Source organism: Ahniella affigens (assembly GCF_003015185.1).
Taxonomy (GTDB): domain Bacteria; phylum Pseudomonadota; class Gammaproteobacteria; order Xanthomonadales; family Ahniellaceae; genus Ahniella; species Ahniella affigens.
The window spans coordinates 5,013,228-5,031,491 of record NZ_CP027860.1 but is presented as its reverse complement, the minus strand read 5'-3'; the positions used below and the strand labels follow the sequence as shown (position 1 = coordinate 5,031,491).

Annotated in this window: 16 protein-coding genes; 13 read left to right on the top strand and 3 right to left on the bottom strand. The window is 61.6% G+C overall.

Translation table 11 applies throughout. The features are described 5' to 3' along the window. Nucleotides 1-32: 32 nt before the first annotated feature. Entirely contained in the window at nt 33-1,511 is a 1,479-nt protein-coding gene (gene cysG, locus C7S18_RS19380; RefSeq protein ID WP_106893113.1) for a siroheme synthase CysG, read from the bottom strand. 503 nt (nt 1,512-2,014) lie between these two features. On the opposite strand from cysG, the gene C7S18_RS19375 reads away from it, so the two are divergent. From C7S18_RS19375 to C7S18_RS19320, 12 genes are all read left to right on the top strand, one after another. Continuing rightward, entirely contained in the window at nt 2,015-3,013 is a 999-nt protein-coding gene (locus C7S18_RS19375; RefSeq protein ID WP_106893112.1) for a LysR substrate-binding domain-containing protein, read from the top strand. 140 nt (nt 3,014-3,153) lie between these two features. Continuing rightward, complete coding sequence (gene yidD, locus C7S18_RS25420; RefSeq protein WP_106893111.1) at nt 3,154-3,573, top strand: membrane protein insertion efficiency factor YidD; 420 nt, start codon at nt 3,154-3,156, stop codon at nt 3,571-3,573. A 414-nt stretch (nt 3,574-3,987) separates the two neighbouring features. After that, nucleotides 3,988-4,560: a 3'-5' exonuclease family protein gene (locus C7S18_RS19365; protein ID WP_106893110.1), complete on the top strand. Its 573-nt coding sequence runs from the start codon at nt 3,988-3,990 to the stop codon at nt 4,558-4,560. Between the two features lie 258 nt (nt 4,561-4,818). Beyond that, on the top strand, nt 4,819-5,277 hold the full coding sequence (locus C7S18_RS19360; protein ID WP_106893109.1) for an Hpt domain-containing protein: 459 nt from the start codon (nt 4,819-4,821) through the stop codon (nt 5,275-5,277). Between the two features lie 84 nt (nt 5,278-5,361). Then, nucleotides 5,362-5,817: an SUF system Fe-S cluster assembly regulator gene (locus C7S18_RS19355; RefSeq protein WP_106893108.1), complete on the top strand. Its 456-nt coding sequence runs from the start codon at nt 5,362-5,364 to the stop codon at nt 5,815-5,817. 9 nt (nt 5,818-5,826) lie between these two features. Beyond that, complete coding sequence (gene sufB, locus C7S18_RS19350; protein WP_106893107.1) at nt 5,827-7,260, top strand: Fe-S cluster assembly protein SufB; 1,434 nt, start codon at nt 5,827-5,829, stop codon at nt 7,258-7,260. After that, on the top strand, nt 7,257-7,610 hold the full coding sequence (locus C7S18_RS19345) for a DUF3703 domain-containing protein (protein ID WP_240623935.1): 354 nt from the start codon (nt 7,257-7,259) through the stop codon (nt 7,608-7,610). Before sufB ends, C7S18_RS19345 begins: the two co-directional genes overlap by 4 nt. Nucleotides 7,611-7,627: 17 nt before the next feature. Beyond that, nucleotides 7,628-8,401, top strand: coding sequence for a Fe-S cluster assembly ATPase SufC (gene sufC / locus C7S18_RS19340; protein ID WP_106893106.1), 774 nt, complete (start codon nt 7,628-7,630; stop codon nt 8,399-8,401). Further along, nucleotides 8,398-9,708 carry a SufB/SufD family protein gene (locus C7S18_RS19335; protein WP_106893105.1) on the top strand — a complete coding sequence of 437 codons (1,311 nt, stop codon included), beginning with the start codon at nt 8,398-8,400 and terminating at the stop codon, nt 9,706-9,708. Before sufC ends, C7S18_RS19335 begins: the two co-directional genes overlap by 4 nt. After that, complete coding sequence (locus C7S18_RS19330; RefSeq protein ID WP_106893104.1) at nt 9,705-10,937, top strand: aminotransferase class V-fold PLP-dependent enzyme; 1,233 nt, start codon at nt 9,705-9,707, stop codon at nt 10,935-10,937. Before C7S18_RS19335 ends, C7S18_RS19330 begins: the two co-directional genes overlap by 4 nt. Before the next feature lie 388 nt (nt 10,938-11,325). Then, the gene (locus C7S18_RS19325; RefSeq protein ID WP_170113367.1) at nt 11,326-12,273 is read left to right on the top strand and encodes an alpha/beta fold hydrolase; all 948 of its coding nucleotides are present in this window, start codon (nt 11,326-11,328) and stop codon (nt 12,271-12,273) included. Next, complete coding sequence (locus C7S18_RS19320) at nt 12,270-13,313, top strand: alpha/beta fold hydrolase (RefSeq protein ID WP_106893102.1); 1,044 nt, start codon at nt 12,270-12,272, stop codon at nt 13,311-13,313. Before C7S18_RS19325 ends, C7S18_RS19320 begins: the two co-directional genes overlap by 4 nt. A 40-nt stretch (nt 13,314-13,353) precedes the next feature. Here C7S18_RS19320 and C7S18_RS19315 read toward each other — a convergent pair whose 3' ends face one another. Both C7S18_RS19315 and hrpA read right to left on the bottom strand, forming a co-directional pair. Continuing rightward, on the bottom strand, nt 13,354-13,782 hold the full coding sequence (locus C7S18_RS19315) for an iron-sulfur cluster assembly scaffold protein (RefSeq protein WP_106893101.1): 429 nt from the start codon (nt 13,780-13,782) through the stop codon (nt 13,354-13,356). Continuing rightward, a complete protein-coding gene (gene hrpA, locus C7S18_RS19310) occupies nt 13,779-17,633 on the bottom strand; it encodes an ATP-dependent RNA helicase HrpA (RefSeq protein ID WP_170113366.1) in 3,855 nt (1,284 codons plus the stop codon). The genes C7S18_RS19315 and hrpA overlap by 4 nt, the downstream gene beginning before the upstream one ends. Before the next feature lie 68 nt (nt 17,634-17,701). Here hrpA and C7S18_RS19305 point away from each other — a divergent pair, with 68 nt between their 5' ends. Further along, complete coding sequence (locus tag C7S18_RS19305; RefSeq protein WP_106894112.1) at nt 17,702-18,169, top strand: Dps family protein; 468 nt, start codon at nt 17,702-17,704, stop codon at nt 18,167-18,169. Nucleotides 18,170-18,264 lie beyond the last annotated feature (95 nt).

The window sequence follows — 18,264 nt, the reverse complement described above, 5'->3', positions numbered from 1 at the left end:
TCTTGCTACGAGAAGGCGCAATCCGCCGCGTTTCAGTAGCTGTAACTTGGCTGCGCGGCGTCTATGGATTCCACACTTCTTGCCAGCGGCGGCGCCATCTGAATCGGCGCCGCGCCGAACCAGCTGATGCGCTCAGACACGTTCACCACATCGCCAACAATCACCAGCGCCGGCGACTGCACGCGATACTGGCGGACGGCGTCAGCCAACTGACCGAGTGTGGCGCGAATGACGCGTTGTTCTGGGAGCGTGCCGTTCTCGACGATGGCAACGGGCGTCGAAGATGCCCGGCCGGCGCCAATCAGATTCCGCTTCAAGTCGGCGGATTTGTTGACGGCCATGAAAAACACGGCCGTCTTGTTCGTGGCTGCCAGTGCCTGCCAGTCGAGGCTTTGCGCGTCCTCGGCGCCGTGCGCGGTCACAAACTCCAGCGCCTGCGCATGCTCACGATGCGTCAGCGGCACGCCAGCATAAGCAGCGCAACCGAGCGCCGCGCTAATACCCGGCACGATTTCGAAGCGAACCCCATGAGCGGACAGATACTCGGCCTCTTCGCCGCCGCGACCAAACACAAACGGATCGCCGCCCTTCAGGCGTACGACGCGCTTGCCGGCCAATGCGAGAGCGACCAGCTGCGCCTGGATCGACTCCTGCGATGTGCTCGGGCCGCCACCTTCTTTCCCAACGCTGACGAGCTCCGCGTCGCGACGCGCAAGCGCGAGGATCGCGGGTCCCACCAAGCGATCGTGCAAAATCACATCGGCACGCTGCAGCGCGCGCAACGCCCGAACCGTCAACAAGTCTGGGTCACCGGGGCCGGCGCCAACCAGCAGCACTTCGCCCGTCTGCCGGGTCTGCACACTTGGCTCATTCAGCGCCTGCTGCAGCAGCGTTTCCGCCTCCTGGGCGCGCTCGGCGCGCAACGACGCATGCACCGGGCCATCCAGCAACCAGTCGTAGAAGTCACGACGCTCCTTGCCGAGCGGGACCGCTGATTTGATCCGCGCGCGATAACGAGCCGCCAGATCAAACAAGCCCGCGAGGGTCGGCGACAGAAACTTTTCCAGCTCCTCCCGCAGACGTCGCGACAGCGACGGCGCGAACCCTTGCGTGCCAATCGCGACCGTCAGCGGGCCACGGCGCACGACTGCCGGCAAAATGACGTTCGAAATCTCCGGCTCGTCGACGACGTTGACCAGAATCCCATGTGCGCGCGCATCAGTCGCAACGGCCTGGTTCACCAGAGGATCATTCGTCGCACCGATCACCAGTCCGCGATGACGCACCCAGTTCGCCTCGTACGTGCCACGAATCCAGCGAATGCGGCCCGCCAATTGCAGGGCCTGCAGGTGATCGCTGAGTTCCGGCGCGCCAACCGTGACCTTGGCGTCGGCGGCAAGCAACGCATCGATCTTGCGCCCGGCGACCACACCACCGCCCACCACCAGCACCGAAACTTGGCGCAAATCTGCAAACAGTGGGAAATACGGTTGTTCCTGGGGCGCGAGCATGACGAGACCTCAATCGTGATATGCCAAAACTAGGTGGCCCGAGCGGTCGTCGGAAATGATGGCTATTGAATACGATATGCCCAAACAGGAATAAGCGCGGCCGCCCAGCACATGCTCCCGGGCTGACCTGAAAACCACCGAAACCCGCATAGAACCGCGGGTTTGGCGGCTCATACCAATGTCCGTAAATGCTTATTCACCAAACGCCGGGTCAGTCGCCGTCTGTCGAATCAAGGCTCCATACGCCAGCGCACAGACTTTACGTCACGAAATCCTTGGGATAGCTTCGGGTGGCCCTCGCGACTTTCGCACTGCAGCATGGCTGATCCAGCCGATCTGCACCGAAACCGAGCGCACGCTCTAATAACTGTTGCTAATCACTGAGGACGTCATGAAAACCGTAACCACCTGCCGAATGAATTTCCGAAAGCTTTGGCTCTACTCCATTACCACGCAATCGGCCGAACAACCCCGTCTGTCACTTGAATTGGAACCTAGCCGCCATGACGCTGAACCAGTTGCGCTTTCTGATCGCGATCGCTGATGCGAATCTGAACATCACTCTGGCCGCAGGTCGCGTACACGCGACGCAGCCAGGCCTCTCCAAACAGCTGAAGCAGCTCGAGGACGAACTCGGCTTCCAGTTGTTCACCCGCAAGGGTAAATCCCTCTCTGCGATCACCCCGGCCGGCGGCGAAGTCATCGCCCGCGCTCGTGTCGTGATCGATGAAGTCCGCAATATCAAGGCGCTCGCCGCCAACCTCCGTCAAGCCACTCAAGGCTCGCTCAAGCTCGGTACCACCCACACCCAGGCTCGCTTCGTGCTGCCACCGGTGCTGGCCAAGGTCCGCAGCAAATTCCCGGATCTGGCACTTCGCCTTGTCCCGGGTTCCACGGGCGAACTGACGGAGCAACTCAAGAACAATCAGCTCGACCTCATTGTCACCAGCACCTCCGGGTCCAAACCTGAGCATGTCATTGCGCTGCCCGCTTATCGCTGGGACCGCGTCATCGTCGTGCCCCGGCACCATCCGCTGGCCCGGCTGCGTCATGCGGTGAAACTGGTCGATCTGGCCCCCTACCCGTTGCTGACCTACGAACCGGTCAACAAGGGCAACTCCTCGATTGCGAACGCGTTTGCGCACGTGGGACTGAAGCCTAACTTCGCGCTGACGGCACTCGATGCCGACGTGCTGAAAGCCAACGTCAAGGCTGGCCTCGGTGTCGGGATTCTGGCGCCGATGGCGCTCGAATCGGCCGATCTCGAGCAACTCGTCGTCATCGACGCCAAGCATCTGTTTCCAACGTGCATCACCTGGATCGAACTCAACCCAGGTCGCGTCATCCCGCAATACGTGCGGGAGTTGATCAGCTCGTTTGCCCCGCATGTCACCAAGTCGCATTTGGACGACATTTTACGCGGCGACAGTGTGCACTTTGACTACGGGAGCCTGCCGAACTGGCCTTTGCCGGAGCCCTTCAGCCGCCTGCGCGCAGCATAACGCCGCAGCCAAAAGTGAAAAGCCGGCGCCAACCCGGCTGAGATCGTGGGCCCAATTGGCCCACGATCACCAAGCCGCTGAAGGGCAATTCACGCAGAACCCGTCTGGAAATTCGGTCGCGCCTATGCAACAACGGCGCAATGCGCGCGCTCGCTCTGCTGTCCATCCGCCTCTATCAACGCTATCTGTCGCCGCTGAAAGGCTTTCGATGTGCGTATTGCACCGCAACCGGACGGCCAACCTGTTCGAATTACGGCTATCGCGCGATCAAGCGCCACGGCATTTTGGTCGGAATCGCCTTACTGAAGCGACGCCTCGCGCGCTGCGGTGATGCCGCCGAGCGGCTCACCGCTGCGACCCGGCGGCCCCCTTTGCTCCAACGCGGTGATTGCGACCCCGGCTGCGCGGGCGGCTGTGACGCCGTCCCCGACTTTGACTGCGATCTGCCAGCAAGAACGGCCAATTGCCACCGACTCAACCAATGCGAGTCATTCCTCGGCTGCAGCCCGGGCTGCGATTGGCCATCGCGATCTGAGCGAAAGCGCCGAAATCGCCAATGAGGGTTGCGTGCAATGCTCCAAGCAAGCGCGAAATAGCAATTTGCCAACCCAACTTCTAGAAATCCGAATGAGTTGACCACTCTGACCGCAAGTAACCCCCTCCCCGGACCCTCCCCCGCGATCGCGGGGGAGGGAGAAATGCTCCCTCTCCCACGCGAGTGGGAGAGGGCTGGGGAGAGGGCTACTTGCGACAATGCGCCGCTGTAAGAATCGCGTATCGTCGCTGACCGTTTCATCCGCGAATAAGCGCATCAAAGGGACGCCTGGACTCCCACGCGAGTGGGAGAGGGCAGGGGAGATGGCTACTTGCGACTTCGCACCCGTTTCAGAAGCGCGCGGAGCCGCTGCACAATAGACGTACGAACAAGCCTCATCCAGGGGCGATCCGAACGACCCTCGACCCACCAAACAGACATGCCAAAACCAGAACTCTACGTCAGCACCGACATCGAAACCGACGGCCCAATCCCAGGCCCCCACAGCATGCTGAGCCTCGGGTCGGCTGCCTACACGGCCGACAAGCAGCTCATTGCGACCTTCACCGTCAATCTCCAAACGTTGTCGGGGGCGAGTGCACACCCCAAAACCGCCGCCTGGTGGAAAACCCAGAAAGCCGCCTGGGCCGCTTGTCGAAAAGACCCTGAAGCCCCCGAAACCGCGATCCCGCGCTACGTTACTTGGCTGAAGTCTTTGCCCGGAAAGCCGGTGTTTGTCGCCTATCCAGCCGGCTTCGACTTCACGTTCGTCTACTGGTATTTGATCCGCTTTGCTGGCGAGAGCCCCTTCAGCTTTTCCGCTCTGGACATGAAGTCCTACGCGATGGCGGCCTTGGGTCTGGACTTTCGCGACGTCATCAAACACCGCTTGCCAAAAGACTGGTTCGATCCGCTGCCGCACAAACACATTGCGTTGGATGACGCGATTGAACAAGGGGCCCTGTTCTGCAACATGCTGCGTGCCCAGAAGCAGCGACTAGGGCGGGTCTGAATAAGTCCATCCTGGACTTTCAGACCCGCACCGAGTCCGGCACTCAAGCCTGCCCCGGCGAAGGCCGGGGTCAGGACTCGCTGCTCCAGAATCAAGCACTTGCGCGCTTGATTCTGGGCAGGCCATCCATGGCCTGCGTCGCCTCTGAACTTGTTCAGAGGCTCCCTAGGGCAGTCCAGCGAGCCCAGCCCAACCGGCTGATTCACACTCGAACAAAAACCCGTACCATCAGACCCTCCCGCCCCGGAACGTCCAACTTTGATTGCCTGGCTGAAATCCCTGTTCACACCCCGGCGCGCTGCCCAGAATACGCAGCAGCAGGACGCCGTGGAGGCCGGGCTCGACCCAGACATCCGGGAGGTATTCCTGGAGGAGCTGAACGAAACCCTGGCATCCTTGCAGGCGACGCTCCCGAAGTGGAAGGACAACCGTCGTGATCCAGCGGCATTGAAGCAATTACGCCGCGACTTCCACACGATCAAAGGCTCCGCCAAGATGGTCAATGCCGGGCCAATCGGGTTGTATTGCCGGGACCTGGAGCAACTGGTCATCCTGTTCACGGATCATCCCGCCCGAATGAGCCCCGAGGCCATGTACCTGCTGGAGCGCTCGGTGCCGGTGTTGGCCCAATTCGTCGAATCCATCCGCAGCAACACGAAAGCACCGACCGAAGCGGGCACACTCGCGCAGAAAGTCCGCAAGATCGTCGGTAACTGAACCCGGAAAAACAGCGCCTTTGTCCGCCGTTCACTGAAATGGTACAATTTCCGTCCTATTTCGCCGAATGCCGACAAGCCAGCCATGCTGCGTGTTTCCAAACTGACTGATTATGCGACAGTGGTCATGGTCGCCATGGCAGAGTCGCCCACCGAGCTGCATGCGGCATCGCAGCTGGCCGAGCGCACGCGCTTGGAGCTCCCAACCGTCAGCAAGTTGCTCAAGCAGTTGGCGGCAGCAGGCCTCATCGAATCGCGACGCGGCGTCAACGGCGGCTATCGTTTGCTGCGCAACGCCACCGAGATCAGCGTACTGGAAATTTTCGAAGCCATGGAAGGCAAACTCGCAATGACCGACTGTGTCGAGCACCACGGCGCCTGCAACCGCGAGACCCATTGCCAGGTGCAATCGCACTGGCGACGCATCTCTGCCGTCATTGCGCGGGCCATGGCCGACATGAGCCTCGCCGACCTCAAACAAACGCCGCCGCCACCGCCACCCCGTGGCAAGCCGGTCCCGATCAAGATTGCATTGGCCTGAGCGCCCCTGATGAATACGAGCGTTGAAGAACTAATCGGCAATCGGCGCTACGACGCCGGTTTCAGCACGGACATCGACACCGAGGTCATGCCCAAGGGCCTGAGCGAGGATGTCGTTCGCGCCATCAGCAGCAAGAAGGGCGAGCCCGAATGGCTGACCGACTGGCGCCTCGCCGCCTTTCGTCATTGGCAAACCATGAGCCCGCCAAACTGGGCCAAGCTCAAGGTGCCGGCGATCGATTTTCAAGCGATCAGCTACTACGCCGCGCCCAAGAAGAAATTCAAATCACTGGATGAGGTCGATCCGAAACTGCTGGAAACGTACGACAAGCTGGGCGTGCCGCTGCACGAGCGCGCGCGGCTCGCCGGCGTGGCGGTTGATGCCGTGTTCGATTCCGTGTCGGTCGGTACCACGTTCAAGGCGGAGCTCGCCAAGGCGGGCGTGATCTTCTGCTCGTTCTCTGAAGCGGTGCATGAGCATCCGGAACTGATCAAGCAGTACCTGGGCACCGTGGTGCCCACGAGCGACAACTACTTCGCCGCACTGAACGCCGCGGTCTTTTCGGACGGCAGCTTCGTGTTTGTGCCGAAGGGCGTGCGCTGCCCGATGGAGCTCAGCACGTACTTCCGCATCAATGCGCGCGATACGGGCCAATTCGAGCGCACGCTGATCATTTGCGAAGAAGGCGCCCAAGTCTCGTACTTGGAAGGCTGCACGGCGCCGATGCGCGATGAGAATCAGCTGCACGCGGCGGTCGTTGAATTGATCGCGTTGACTGACGCCAACATCAAGTATTCCACGGTGCAGAATTGGTACCCCGGCGACGAAAATGGCGTCGGCGGCATCTACAACTTCGTCACCAAGCGCGGCGAGTGTCGCGGCGCACGCGCCAAGATTTCGTGGACCCAAGTCGAAACCGGATCGGCGATTACCTGGAAGTATCCGAGTTGCGTGCTGCGCGGCGACGATTCAGTCGGCGAGTTCTATTCCGTCGCGTTGACGCATCATCGGCAGCAGGCCGATACCGGTACGAAGATGATCCACCTGGGCAAGAACACGAAGTCCAAGATCATCAGTAAAGGCATCAGTGCCGGTCACGGTCAGAACACGTATCGCGGCCTCGTCAAGGTCGAAAAGTCGGCCGCCGGGGCGCGCAACTACACCCAATGTGATTCACTGCTGATCGGCAAGCGCTGCGGTGCGCACACGTTTCCGTATGTGGAAGTACGCAATCCCAGTGCCATTGTGGAACACGAAGCCACGACCTCCAAGATCAGCGACGACCAGCTGTTTTACTGCCGCGCCCGCGGCATCAGCGAAGAAGACGCGGTATCGCTGATCGTTGACGGCTTCTGCAAACAGGTCTTCCGCGAGCTGCCGATGGAGTTTGCCGTCGAAGCGAAAAAACTGCTCGAAGTGTCGTTGGAAGGAGCCGTCGGATGAGCATGCCCCTGGCCTTACGTGACGCCTATCTCGCCGAACTGAACGCCGCCGAATCAGACTGGTTCGCGGGCCAGCACCAGTCGTCTTTCGCGCACCTAGAGCGCGCCCATATTCTGAGCCAGAAGCACACGCTTGCACACACGTACGTGCACTGGCAGATGCTGCGCTTTGGTTGGGCCAAGCGCGACTGGCGGGAGATCCTCGGTCAGCTCCTGCGTCTGCCCGCAGCGTTGACGAAATCCCGATTCTGGGTGCCCATGGGCAACACCGGCGGCGCAAATGTCAGCGCGATCAAGCCCATGCCCGTCCCTGAAGACCTGCGCGCCATCCTCGGCGACGCGCAACCCTAACTGTTGGAACCAAGCACATGTTGACGATCGAAAACCTGCATGTCCGCGTGGCGGGCAAAGACATCCTGAAAGGCCTGAACCTGCAGGTGAACCGCGGCGAAGTGCACGCCATCATGGGCCCGAACGGCGCCGGAAAATCAACGCTCGGCTATGTGCTGGCTGGCCGCGACGGCTACGAGATCACCCAAGGCCGAGTCCTGTTCGAAGGCCAGGATCTGACAACGCTCGAACCCGAAGCGCGGGCTGCCGCGGGCGTCTTTCTGGCCTTTCAGTATCCGGTCGAGATTCCGGGCGTGAACAACACCTATTTTCTGCGCGCCGCATTGAATGCCCAGCGCAAGGCTCGTGGTGAGCCAGAGCTCGATTCGATGAATTTTCTGAAACTGGTGCGCGAGAAGCTCAAGGTGTTGCACCTGAAGGATGAACTCTTGAACCGCGCGGTGAATGAAGGCTTCTCGGGCGGCGAGAAAAAGCGCAACGAGATCTTTCAGATGGCGCTGCTTGAACCGAGACTCGGCATTCTGGATGAGACCGACTCCGGGCTCGATATCGATGCGCTGAAAATGGTCGCCGAAGGTGTCAACGCACTTCGTTCGACCACGCGCTCGTTCGTCGTGATCACGCACTACCAGCGTCTGCTCGACTACATCGTGCCCGACGTCGTGCATGTGCTGGCCGATGGGCGCATCGTGCAATCCGGCGACAAGGATCTTGCGCTGAAGCTGGAAGAGCAGGGCTATGCCTGGATCAAGGAGCGTCGGCTGGAAGGCGGCGCGGTGTCGGCGTCATGAGTGATCTCCTGACCGCGATGCTGAGCCAAGTAGGCGAGGCCGGCGATGTCGCCCGATCTGCCGCACGCGCCAAACTGCGCGCCAAGGGTCTGCCCACAAATCGCGACGAGCGCTGGCGCTACACGCCCCTCCGCAGCCTGTTGGCACGCGCTCTGGCCAGCAACGCATCGGAACATGAGGCCGAATTCGAACTGCCCGAATGGCTGGACGACGAACTCGCAGACCTCGCGCCCGACGTGCTGTACATCGATGGTCAGTTGGCCGAACTCAGTGACGATGAGGATGCGGACGCGGCCGACGGATTCGAGGACGAGGGCCTGTTCGAGGACGATCTGCCTGAATTGGCCGCCGAGATCAGCGCGGACGCACACTGGACGCCCTACACCCAACTCCACGCCGACTACCTGGACGATGGGTTCGAATTGGCCAACATGGCCATGAATGACGGCGGCACACTGTGGGTGGCGGAACCAGGTGACGGCGAACCGACCGAAGAAGTACTTCGCATTGCCTATGCCAACACCGCGACGAACCAAGGCTGGCGGCATCTGCGCCATCGCATTCGCGTGGGCAAGGGTCAGTCCCTGTTGCTGATCGAGGAATTCCTAAGCGACCCAGCCAGCAATCAAGGCCTCAACCTGGGACACGAAATTGAACTGGAAGCGGGCGCCCGCCTGAACTGGGTCCGTGTTGGCGACATCGGTGACCACAACCACCTGCTCGGCTTTGCCCGCCTGCGTGTTGGCGCCGGTGCGACGCTCGGCCTGTACGAAATTAATCGCGGGGCCGGCGTGTATCGGCAGTTTACCCAGGTCGACCTGGCCGGCCCGAAGGCTCATTGCCACGCTGCCGCCGTGATCGATCTGGACGGCCGCCGGCATGCCGACGTGCAATGGCAGATTGATCATCGCGCCCGCGACACCAGCGCGAATCTCGTTGCTCGGGGCCTCGCACGTGGGCGCAGCAAGCTCGCCGTAGCCGGCAGCCTGATGGTGCATGCCGGCGCCGATGGCACCGACACGCGCTTCAGCAGCAAGAACCTGCTGCTGTCCGAGCATGCCGAAGTGAATACCAAGCCGGTGCTCGAAATTGACGCCGACGAGGTCAAAGCCGCACACGGCGCGACGGTGGGGCAACTTGATGAACGCGCGCTGTTTTATCTTCGCGCCCGCGGCCTGCCGCTCGCTGAAGCGCAGCAAATGCTGACGCACGCATTCGCCTTCGAGGCGTTTGCAGACCTGCGCGATGCCGAACTGAAGCAGCAGTTGCAGGCGGTGCTCGAAGAACAACTCGGAGTGGCACCATGAGCAGTTGGTCCGACGCCGAGGTCACCGCGCTGCGCGCGCAGTTCCCGCAACTCGCGCGCCTGATTCACGGCAAGCCTTTGGTCTACTTCGACAACGCGAACACAGCGCAGACGCCAGAGCGTGTCGTCGCAGCGATGGATCGCTACTACCGCGACTTCAACGCCAATGTGGCACGCGCGGTGCACACGCTCGGTTCGGAAGCAACGGAGCACTATGAAGCCGCGCGCGATGTGATCGCGGGCTTTCTCAATGCCCAGCGCCGCGAAGAAATCGTCTTCACGAGTGGCACGACGGCCGCGATCAATCTCGTTGCCTACAGCTTCTTGGCGCCCAAACTGCAGCCGGGCGATGAGATTCTCGTCAGCCAAATGGAGCATCACGCCAACATTGTGCCGTGGCAGCTCATCGCCGAACGCGCGGGCGCAAAGGTGGTCCCGGTGCCAATCAACCAGGCGGGCGAGTTGCTGCTCCCGGAACTGGCGGCACTGATCAACCCGCGCACGCGGCTGATTGGCATTACCCATGTGTCCAATGCGTTGGGCACCATCAACCCCGTTGCCGAAATTGTCGCACTCGCCAAAACCGCTGGCGTGCCCGTGCTCGTGGATGGGTCCCAAGCAGTCCCACATCTGGCTGTCGACGTGCAGGCGCTCGATGCCGATTTCTACGTGTTCACAGGTCACAAACTGTTCGGCCCGACCGGTACCGGCGTCTTGTACGCGAAGACCGCGCATCTCGAAGCAATGCCGCCGTTTTTTGGCGGCGGCGAAATGATCCGCACGGTGAGTTTCTCCGGCACCACCTTTGCCGACCCGCCGCACCGCTTCGAGGCTGGCACGCCAAACATCGCTGGCTTCATCGGTCTGGCCGAGGCGGTGCGCTTTGTGCAGGAACTCGGCATCGACCGCATTGCCGCGCGCGAATCGATGCTGTGCGAATTGGCGTTGGTGCGCTTCCAGGACATCCCAGGCTTCCGATTGATCGGCCAGGCCAAACACCGCGCGCCCGTGTTCTCCTTTGTGATTGATGGCGTGCACGCGCATGATGTTGCGACCTTGCTCGACTTCGAGGGTGTCGCCGTGCGCTCTGGCCATCACTGCGCGCATCCGCTGATGCAGTTCTACGGCGTGCCAGCCACCGCCCGGGCCTCGCTGGCGTTCTACAACACCGAAGCCGAAATCACACAGTTTGTTGCGGCGGTGAAGAAGGTGCGCGAGCGGTTGCTGTAGGGCGACGTTTCGCAGACGAAAAGGTAGCGCAAGACTCACGTACTTCGGCAGCTGCTTCACAATTCGCCGCGTCATGTAGTTAGCCTAGATACTCGCAAGACTTAAACCCACCCCGGATCAAGTCCGGGGTGACGACAAGGGGAAATTGAGTACTCGAGGCAAGCAAACTCGCGGCAAGCAAACCGGCGACACTGATCTTGCGGCGACATCGACTTGGCCACTCACTGGAGTCCAAGACTGCTTGCAGCAAAGCCGAACGCCCTATTGTCGTCACCCCGGACTTGATCCGGGGTGGGTGGACAGCCTGCCCACCATCCAATCCGCAGACTGTCGAGACGCATCGGTTGGCGCCATACTTGGGTGCATGAATACGCCCTCCGATCGTGCTATGAACCCCCGCAAACCCTGGTGGCGCTGGCCGGCCTTGCTGCTCGGCCTGGGCCTGCTTGGCCTGATCAGCATCTATTGGTTCCGACCGGGCTGGCTGCTCGATGCCGACTTTGCACGCCAGCGCTGGCAAGCCGGTTTGAGCCGCGCCGAACTGGATGTCGGCGTACAGCATTGGGTCTATGTCGAAGGTGGGCAGGGTGATCCGGTGCTCCTCGTGCATGGTCTCGCGGGCTCAAAAGAGAACTGGTATCCGACGGCGCGCTTGTTGAGCCCGAACTACCATCTGCTGATCCCCGATCTACCCGGATTCGGCGAGAGCCCGGATGCCGCCGATGGGCACTATCAAGTCGATGCTCAAGTCGAGCGGTTGCATGCGTTCGTCACGGCGAAAGGCTGGACGCGCTTCCATCTCGCTGGTCACTCGATGGGCGGGCATATTGCCGGACTGTACGCGGCCAAGTATCCCGAATCCGTGCGCTCGCTGAGTCTGGTCAACGCCGCGGGCGTACCGTTTCCGCGCAATGCGTTTCAGGCGGAGTTGGAGCAGGGAGGCAATCCGTTTGCGGCGACCGATCTGCAGAGTCTGGATCGCTTCCTTGCGATGGCCTTTGCGAAGCCGCCGTTCGCGCCAGCGCGGGTGCGTGCCGCCTATGCCGAACGCATCGCCGCACGTGCGCCACTTTGGCGGGGCGTGCTTCGGCAGCTGATCACCGAAGATCAGCGCTATCGTCTGCAGACGGAGCTGCCCAACATCAAAGCGCCAACCTTGGTGCTTTGGTGTGATCAGGATGCCTTGCTCGATGTCCTGTCCACCGAAGTCTTCCGCGCCGAAATGCCGACCGCGACGATCAACGTTCTGAAAGGCTGCGGCCATATGACGCCGATGGAAGCGCCGACCGACACTGCTGCAGCGATGCGGGCTATCTTCGCGACGGCAGCGCCATGACTGGGTGGCGTCGCGCCGGCATGCTGGCGCTGTTGCTTGCCTTTGGCCCGACGTTGGCTGCAGAACAGCAATTCGCTGACCTGGGTGATCTCCAACTGTCGTCCGGTGCCACGTTGAAGGATCTGCGCCTAGGCTATCGGCAGTACGGCGACGTGGCCGGCAAACCGGACCAGGTGGTCGTCCTGCTGACGTGGTTCGGTGGCCAGACTGCCCAAGTGGAAGAACTCATTGGGCCGGATCGCATGTTGGATCCGGCGCAAACCCCCGTCATCGCAATCGACGCATTGGCAGACGGCGTGTCGAGCTCGCCGTCGAATAGCACCACGCAGCCGCGCATGCAGTTCCCAGAGATCCGCATCGCCGACATGGTGCAGTCCAGTCGACGCCTGTTGACCGACGCGTTCAAACTGAAGCGCGTCAAAGCGGTGATTGGTATGTCGATGGGCGGCATGCAAGTCTTCGAATGGCTGACCCACGACCCCGATTTTGCCGAGCGCGGCATCGTCATCCAAGGCTCGCCGCGCCTCACACCTTACGATTTGCTGCTGTGGCAATCGACGATCGAGGCCATCAAGCTCGACGCCACCTGGCAGCAAGGCAATTACACTGAACAGCCGGCGCGCCGCGCGCTTTACTACATCGCGACGTTAGCTGGGCAAAGCCCGACCGCGATCAATCGCGCCATGACTCGCCCGCAAGTGTTGGCGCTGCTCGATCGACACGATCCCGTGCAAGGCTTCGATGCCAATGATCACATCCGACAAGTCGAAGCAATGCTGTATCACGACGTCGCACGTCTGGATGCCGGTGATTTGAGCCGCGCCGCTACGCGCGTGAAAGCGCCGCTACTCTATCTCTGGAACGCCACCGATACCGTCGTCCGCCCCGAGCCCGGTCTCGAATTCGCCAAAGCCGCGAATGCCAAGATGGTTGAGTTACCCGGCGATTGCGGGCATGGCGCGTTCGCGTGCGAGATGCCCAAGTTGGTTGAGGTGGTAAGAGCGTTCCTGGCGAAGCCTCTGACCGCCGACAAACCGTAAGGCCAAGGCAAGAGCGCAGGGCGGACACAGGGGCCTGCGCCTACGGCGCAGCTAACGCCACCCTTGCTGCAGAAACCGGCAACAAAGCGCAGCGCCGGCGCGCCGGCACGTGCTTGAGCTCGGCGAACGTCAGTAACTCACCGATGTCGCCAGAAGGTGGGGCGCCAGTCTGAATCAACGCTTCCGCGTCGGCCAAAAAAACCAGTGCGGCCTGCGTGTCTCGTTGCCGCAGCGATTGACACAGGATCGACGCCGCAGCGGTGCAGATGGCACAACCTTCGCCATGAAACTGCGCGGCGGTGATGCGATCATCGTCATCCACCACGAACGCCATGACCACATGATCGCCACAAGAGCGGTTCTCGGCCTCGCCCTGGCGATTCGCCCCGACGAGGACGCCAAACCCAAACGGCTCGCGGTTGTGGCGCAGGATCAAGTCACTGTAAAGCGCGCTGATCGGCTCGCTCATCCACGCACCTGTTCAAAAAGGCGCTGAATACGCTTCTCGGATACCGGCTCGGACGTCCCGAGTTCTTGCGCAAAGGTCTGCACTCGGAACTCTTCCAGCAACCAGCGCAGGCGCTCGTATTCGGGGTGTCGCGGTTCCGGCAACTGGGCTACAAACGCTTGCACGATGAGCATGCGCGACTGATCCTTGCGTGGGTCGACCAGCAGGCGCTCGATCCGTTGCCGCATCGCCTTCAGGTACCGTGGCAGGTCTGCCAGACGCTGGCTCGGCAGGTCCCGAGCAAAGCCGGAATGAATCAGGCCGCTCAGTTGTTTCTTCAGATCGTCGTAGTTCGCGGTCGCAAAGCCGAGCAACGGCGGCTTCATCTTGGGGAGCAGTTCCGCATAAGCAGCGAGCGCGGCCTCCACTTGGCTGAGCCGTTTGACGGCAGACGGAAACCACGCTTTGCGAATCGCCTGTTCCGACAGCTGCAATGAATCAGCCGATCGCGACGTGCCCGTATCGGCAGTGAGCAGATCATCGAGCGACCCCAGCAAGACCTCGTCGCGCAGCTGCTCGGGCGAGCCGATCGGCGTGTACGCGAGCGCCAACTTGGGCGCCAGCGGCAATTGTTTCCGCAGCTTGGTGACCTCGGGTTCCAGCGCAAATCGAAGCAGACGATGCACGCCCTGGCGATGCTCGGTGCGCGCCATCTCGGCCTGTTCAAAGACCTGCCAATCGACACGATTGCCGCGATCCACCAATGCGGGATACGCCGTCAGCCCTGATTTTGTGCGCACCGACTCTGGCACGGGCTCCGTCGGCAGCGATCGCACGTCCGTCTCCGCGTACTCCTTCGCGGCGCGACTCGCAAAGGCTTGGCGCGCACGCTCGCTGTACTGCTGTTTCAGCGCGCCAATGTCACGCGAGTGCGCCAGATTGCGACCCTGTTCATCCAGCAGTTGCACGCGCATGCGCAGATGCTTGGGCAATTCGGTGTCGGCTTGCAGCCAATGGTCTCGGGCCACGTCAACGCCGGTCACGCGCTTCAGGAAGCCCGTCAACGTGTCGAACAAATCGTGCTCGCGATTCGGTTGCGACTCGACGAACGCCTTCGCGAAGTCTGGTGCCGGCACAAAATTCCGACGCAGCGGCTTTGGCAGGCCACGAATGAGCTCGGTCACCTTGTCGCGCAATAGCCCGGGCACGAGCCACGCCAACGGCGACTCGGGCAGCGCGTTCAGCCAGTTCAGCGGCAGGCTCAGGGTGACGCCATCACTCTCGGCCTGCGTGTCGAACGCGTAGCTGAGTCGAAAGCGCTCCGGACCAAAGCGCAGCGAGTTCGGGAATTGCTCTTCGAGCGCGGCATCGGTGGCGAGGACTTGATCGAGCGTCCACAGCAAACCGGCTTCGGTCTCTGCATCAATCTTCGCCAAGTACCGATCGAGGGCATTGGTGGTGCAAATGTCCTCGGGCAACCGCAGGCGCCACCATTCGGCACGTGCGGCCTCATCTATCAGCAAGCCCTCGCGACGTTGTTTGGCCTCTTCGGCGCGCGCCCGCACGAGCACTTGTCTGGCTTTTTGAATCAGATTCGACCGCGAGTCGAGCTGCAACTCGGGCATGGCGTTGTTCAAGAATAGGTCGCGCGCTGCCTGCGGCTCGATACCGCCGTAATGGACGGGCCGGCGTTCCACCAGAATCAGGCCGAACAGACTGATCTGTTCATCGGCCATGACCTGACCGCGCTGGCGATCCCAGCGTGGGTCCAGATAGTTACGCTTCAAGAGCGGACCCGCAGCGTCGATGATCCACTCGGACTCGACCCGGGCATTGGTCATCGCATAGACTTTCTGAATGTCCAGAATGGCCGCCGTCAGCAACCAATACGGCGGCTTCTTGCTCAGCGCCGAGCCGGGGAAAATCGCGAACTTGCGCCCACGCGTGCCTTGATACAAGCCCTTTTCGTCTTTGCGGCCAATCATCGCGGGGAAGCCGAACAAGAGGCTCTGATGCAAAGCCTCGAAGGTCGCCGCGTGGTCGCCAAGGCGCCAGCCCAATTCCTCGACGATCAATAATAGCTGCCGATGCAGCTCCCGCCATTCGCGCATGCGCAGGAAATTCAGGAATTGGCGCTCACACCAATCGCGCAGCTTTGACTGCGTCAACTCTTGATGCGCGCTGTCGTAAGCGCGCCACAGATTCACGGCACTCAAGAAATCCGACTGTGGATCGGCCCATTGCAGATGGGCTTGATCCGCCGCCTGCCGCGCTTCAGCAGGGCGTTCACGCGGGTCCTGAATCGACAAGAATGACGCAATGATCAGGCCCTCTGCCAGCGCCCCACGTTCGTTCGCGGCAATCAGCACTCGCGCGAGTTTCACATCGATCGGAATGCGTGCGGCAATCCGCCCGTGAGGCGTCAGTTTGCGCCGGTCGGCGCTGATCAGGCCGAGCTCGGTCAGCGTCTGGAAACCTTCCGCGAGCGCCCGTTCCTCTGGTCGCTCGACAAACGGGAACCGCTCCACCTCACTGAGCTTCAGGCTCAGCATGCGCAGAATCACATTAGCCAGTGACGAACGCAGGATCTCGGGCTCGGTGAACTCGGGCCGCTGAAGGAATTCATCAGCGCCGAACAGCCGGTAACAGATGCCCGGACCGACCCGGCCGCAGCGGCCAGCACGCTGATTCAGGCTGGCCTGCGAAATCGGTTCGATATGCAGGCGCTGCACCTTGTGCCGATGGCTGTAGCGCGAAATGCGCGCGACCCCAGTATCGACGACATAGCGGATGCGCGGCACGGTCAGCGAGGTTTCGGCGACATTGGTCGCGAGCACAATGCGCCGCTTTGGCCCGGGGTGAAACACGCGGTCCTGCTCTTTGCTGGACAAGCGCGCGTACAGCGCCAGCACTTCGGTCTCGCGATACTTGCGCTGCTCGATCTGCCGATGCGCGTCGCGGATTTCGCGTTCGCCCGGCAAGAACACGAGCACGTCGCCCAGGCCGTCCTGTCGCGTGATTTCATCGAGCGTCTGGATCAACGCCTGGCCGCGGCCCTCATCACGGGTTTCCACGGGTGCCCGGTACCGAATCTCGACCGGATAACTGCGGCCTTCGACCTGCACGATTGGCGCGTTGAAGAAATGCTTGGCAAAGCGCTGTGTGTCGATGGTCGCCGACGTGATGATGAGCTTGAGGTCGGGGCGTTTCGGAATCAGCTGGTTCAGAAAGCCGAGCAGAAAGTCGATGTTCAGACTCCGCTCGTGGGCTTCGTCGATGATGATCGTGTCGTAGCGATTCAGCCACGGGTCGTGCTCGGTTTCGGCCAGCAGAATGCCGTCGGTCATGAACTTGATCAGCGAGTGTTCGCTGACCTGATCGGTAAAGCGCACCTGAAACCCGACTAGTTGCCCGACCTGGGTGCCGATCTCCTCAGCCACCCGTCTGGCAACGCTACGCGCGGCGACGCGACGCGGCTGCGTGCACGCAATCATGCCCGCCACACCACGACCTGCGGCCAGACAGAGCTTTGGCAACTGCGTGGTCTTGCCCGAGCCGGTTTCGCCAGCCAGCACAATCACGCGTTCTTTCTGGATCAGGCGGACAATCTCGTCGGCATGATGACTGATGGGCAGTTGCGCATCGATCTCAACGTTCGGGAGCCGTTCGGCGCGCGCCGCAAAGCGCTGCTCGGATTCGTTGAGTCGCGTCAGAAACCGCGCGACTGTGGCGGCGTCGGCGCTCGGATTGGCGGCCAGACGGTCGGCCTCCCGACGCAGCACGTGGCGATCAGACAACATGGTCCGATCCAGCCGCGCTCTGAGCTTGGGCCAGTCCAGGCTGGTGTCTGCGCTGGATTCGATCACCGACATCGGAATTTTCCGTTTCCTTTGGATTCTCTCAGGGACCATGCTTGCCCGAACCAATCGAGGAGCTCAGCATGAACATCAATCTTGGCATTCAGGACGAATCGCGGGCCCAGATCGCGGCGGGATTATCGCGCCTTCTGGCCGACACCTACACCCTGTACCTGAAAACCCACAATTTTCACTGGAACGTCACCGGGCCCATGTTCAATACCCTGCACCTGATGTTCGAAACCCAGTACACCGAACTCGCGCTGGCGACCGACCTGATTGCCGAGCGCATCCGCGCCCTGGGGCACGTGGCGCCGGGCAGCTACAGCCAGTTCGCGGCGCTGAGCTCGATACCGGAAGAAACCGGCGTGCCCACTGCCACTGACATGATTCGTCAGTTGCTCGAAGGCCAGGAGCAAGTGGTGCGCACGGCGCGTTCGCTGTTCCCATTGGTCGAAGGCGTTCATGACGAACCCACGGCCGATCTGCTGACCCAGCGTATCCAGATGCACGAAAAGACGGCCTGGATGCTGCGAAGCATGCTGGGTTGATCGGAAACACCCGCTGAATACGCGTGATTTGGGGCTGGCAACGGGACGCAACCCGGTGGCCATGACCGCTGGCAGTGGTCAGCCGGATGCATCTG

Bases quoted from the DNA above. Each gene is read 5' to 3' on its own strand.
- sufB (WP_106893107.1), top strand. From the start codon at position 5,827: ATGAATACGAGCGTTGAAGAACTAATCGGCAATCGGCGCTACGACGCC.
- cysG (WP_106893113.1), bottom strand. From the start codon at position 1,511: ATGCTCGCGCCCCAGGAACAACCGTATTTCCCACTGTTTGCAGATTTG.
- hrpA (WP_170113366.1), bottom strand. From the start codon at position 17,633: ATGTCGGTGATCGAATCCAGCGCAGACACCAGCCTGGACTGGCCCAAG.
- C7S18_RS19375 (WP_106893112.1), top strand. From the start codon at position 2,015: ATGACGCTGAACCAGTTGCGCTTTCTGATCGCGATCGCTGATGCGAAT.
- C7S18_RS19315 (WP_106893101.1), bottom strand. From the start codon at position 13,782: ATGAGCGAGCCGATCAGCGCGCTTTACAGTGACTTGATCCTGCGCCAC.
- sufC (WP_106893106.1), top strand. From the start codon at position 7,628: ATGTTGACGATCGAAAACCTGCATGTCCGCGTGGCGGGCAAAGACATC.
- C7S18_RS19335 (WP_106893105.1), top strand. From the start codon at position 8,398: ATGAGTGATCTCCTGACCGCGATGCTGAGCCAAGTAGGCGAGGCCGGC.
- C7S18_RS19330 (WP_106893104.1), top strand. From the start codon at position 9,705: ATGAGCAGTTGGTCCGACGCCGAGGTCACCGCGCTGCGCGCGCAGTTC.
- C7S18_RS19345 (WP_240623935.1), top strand. From the start codon at position 7,257: ATGAGCATGCCCCTGGCCTTACGTGACGCCTATCTCGCCGAACTGAAC.
- C7S18_RS19320 (WP_106893102.1), top strand. From the start codon at position 12,270: ATGACTGGGTGGCGTCGCGCCGGCATGCTGGCGCTGTTGCTTGCCTTT.
- C7S18_RS19365 (WP_106893110.1), top strand. From the start codon at position 3,988: ATGCCAAAACCAGAACTCTACGTCAGCACCGACATCGAAACCGACGGC.
- C7S18_RS19325 (WP_170113367.1), top strand. From the start codon at position 11,326: ATGAACCCCCGCAAACCCTGGTGGCGCTGGCCGGCCTTGCTGCTCGGC.
- C7S18_RS19355 (WP_106893108.1), top strand. From the start codon at position 5,362: ATGCTGCGTGTTTCCAAACTGACTGATTATGCGACAGTGGTCATGGTC.
- C7S18_RS19305 (WP_106894112.1), top strand. From the start codon at position 17,702: ATGAACATCAATCTTGGCATTCAGGACGAATCGCGGGCCCAGATCGCG.
- yidD (WP_106893111.1), top strand. From the start codon at position 3,154: ATGCGCGCGCTCGCTCTGCTGTCCATCCGCCTCTATCAACGCTATCTG.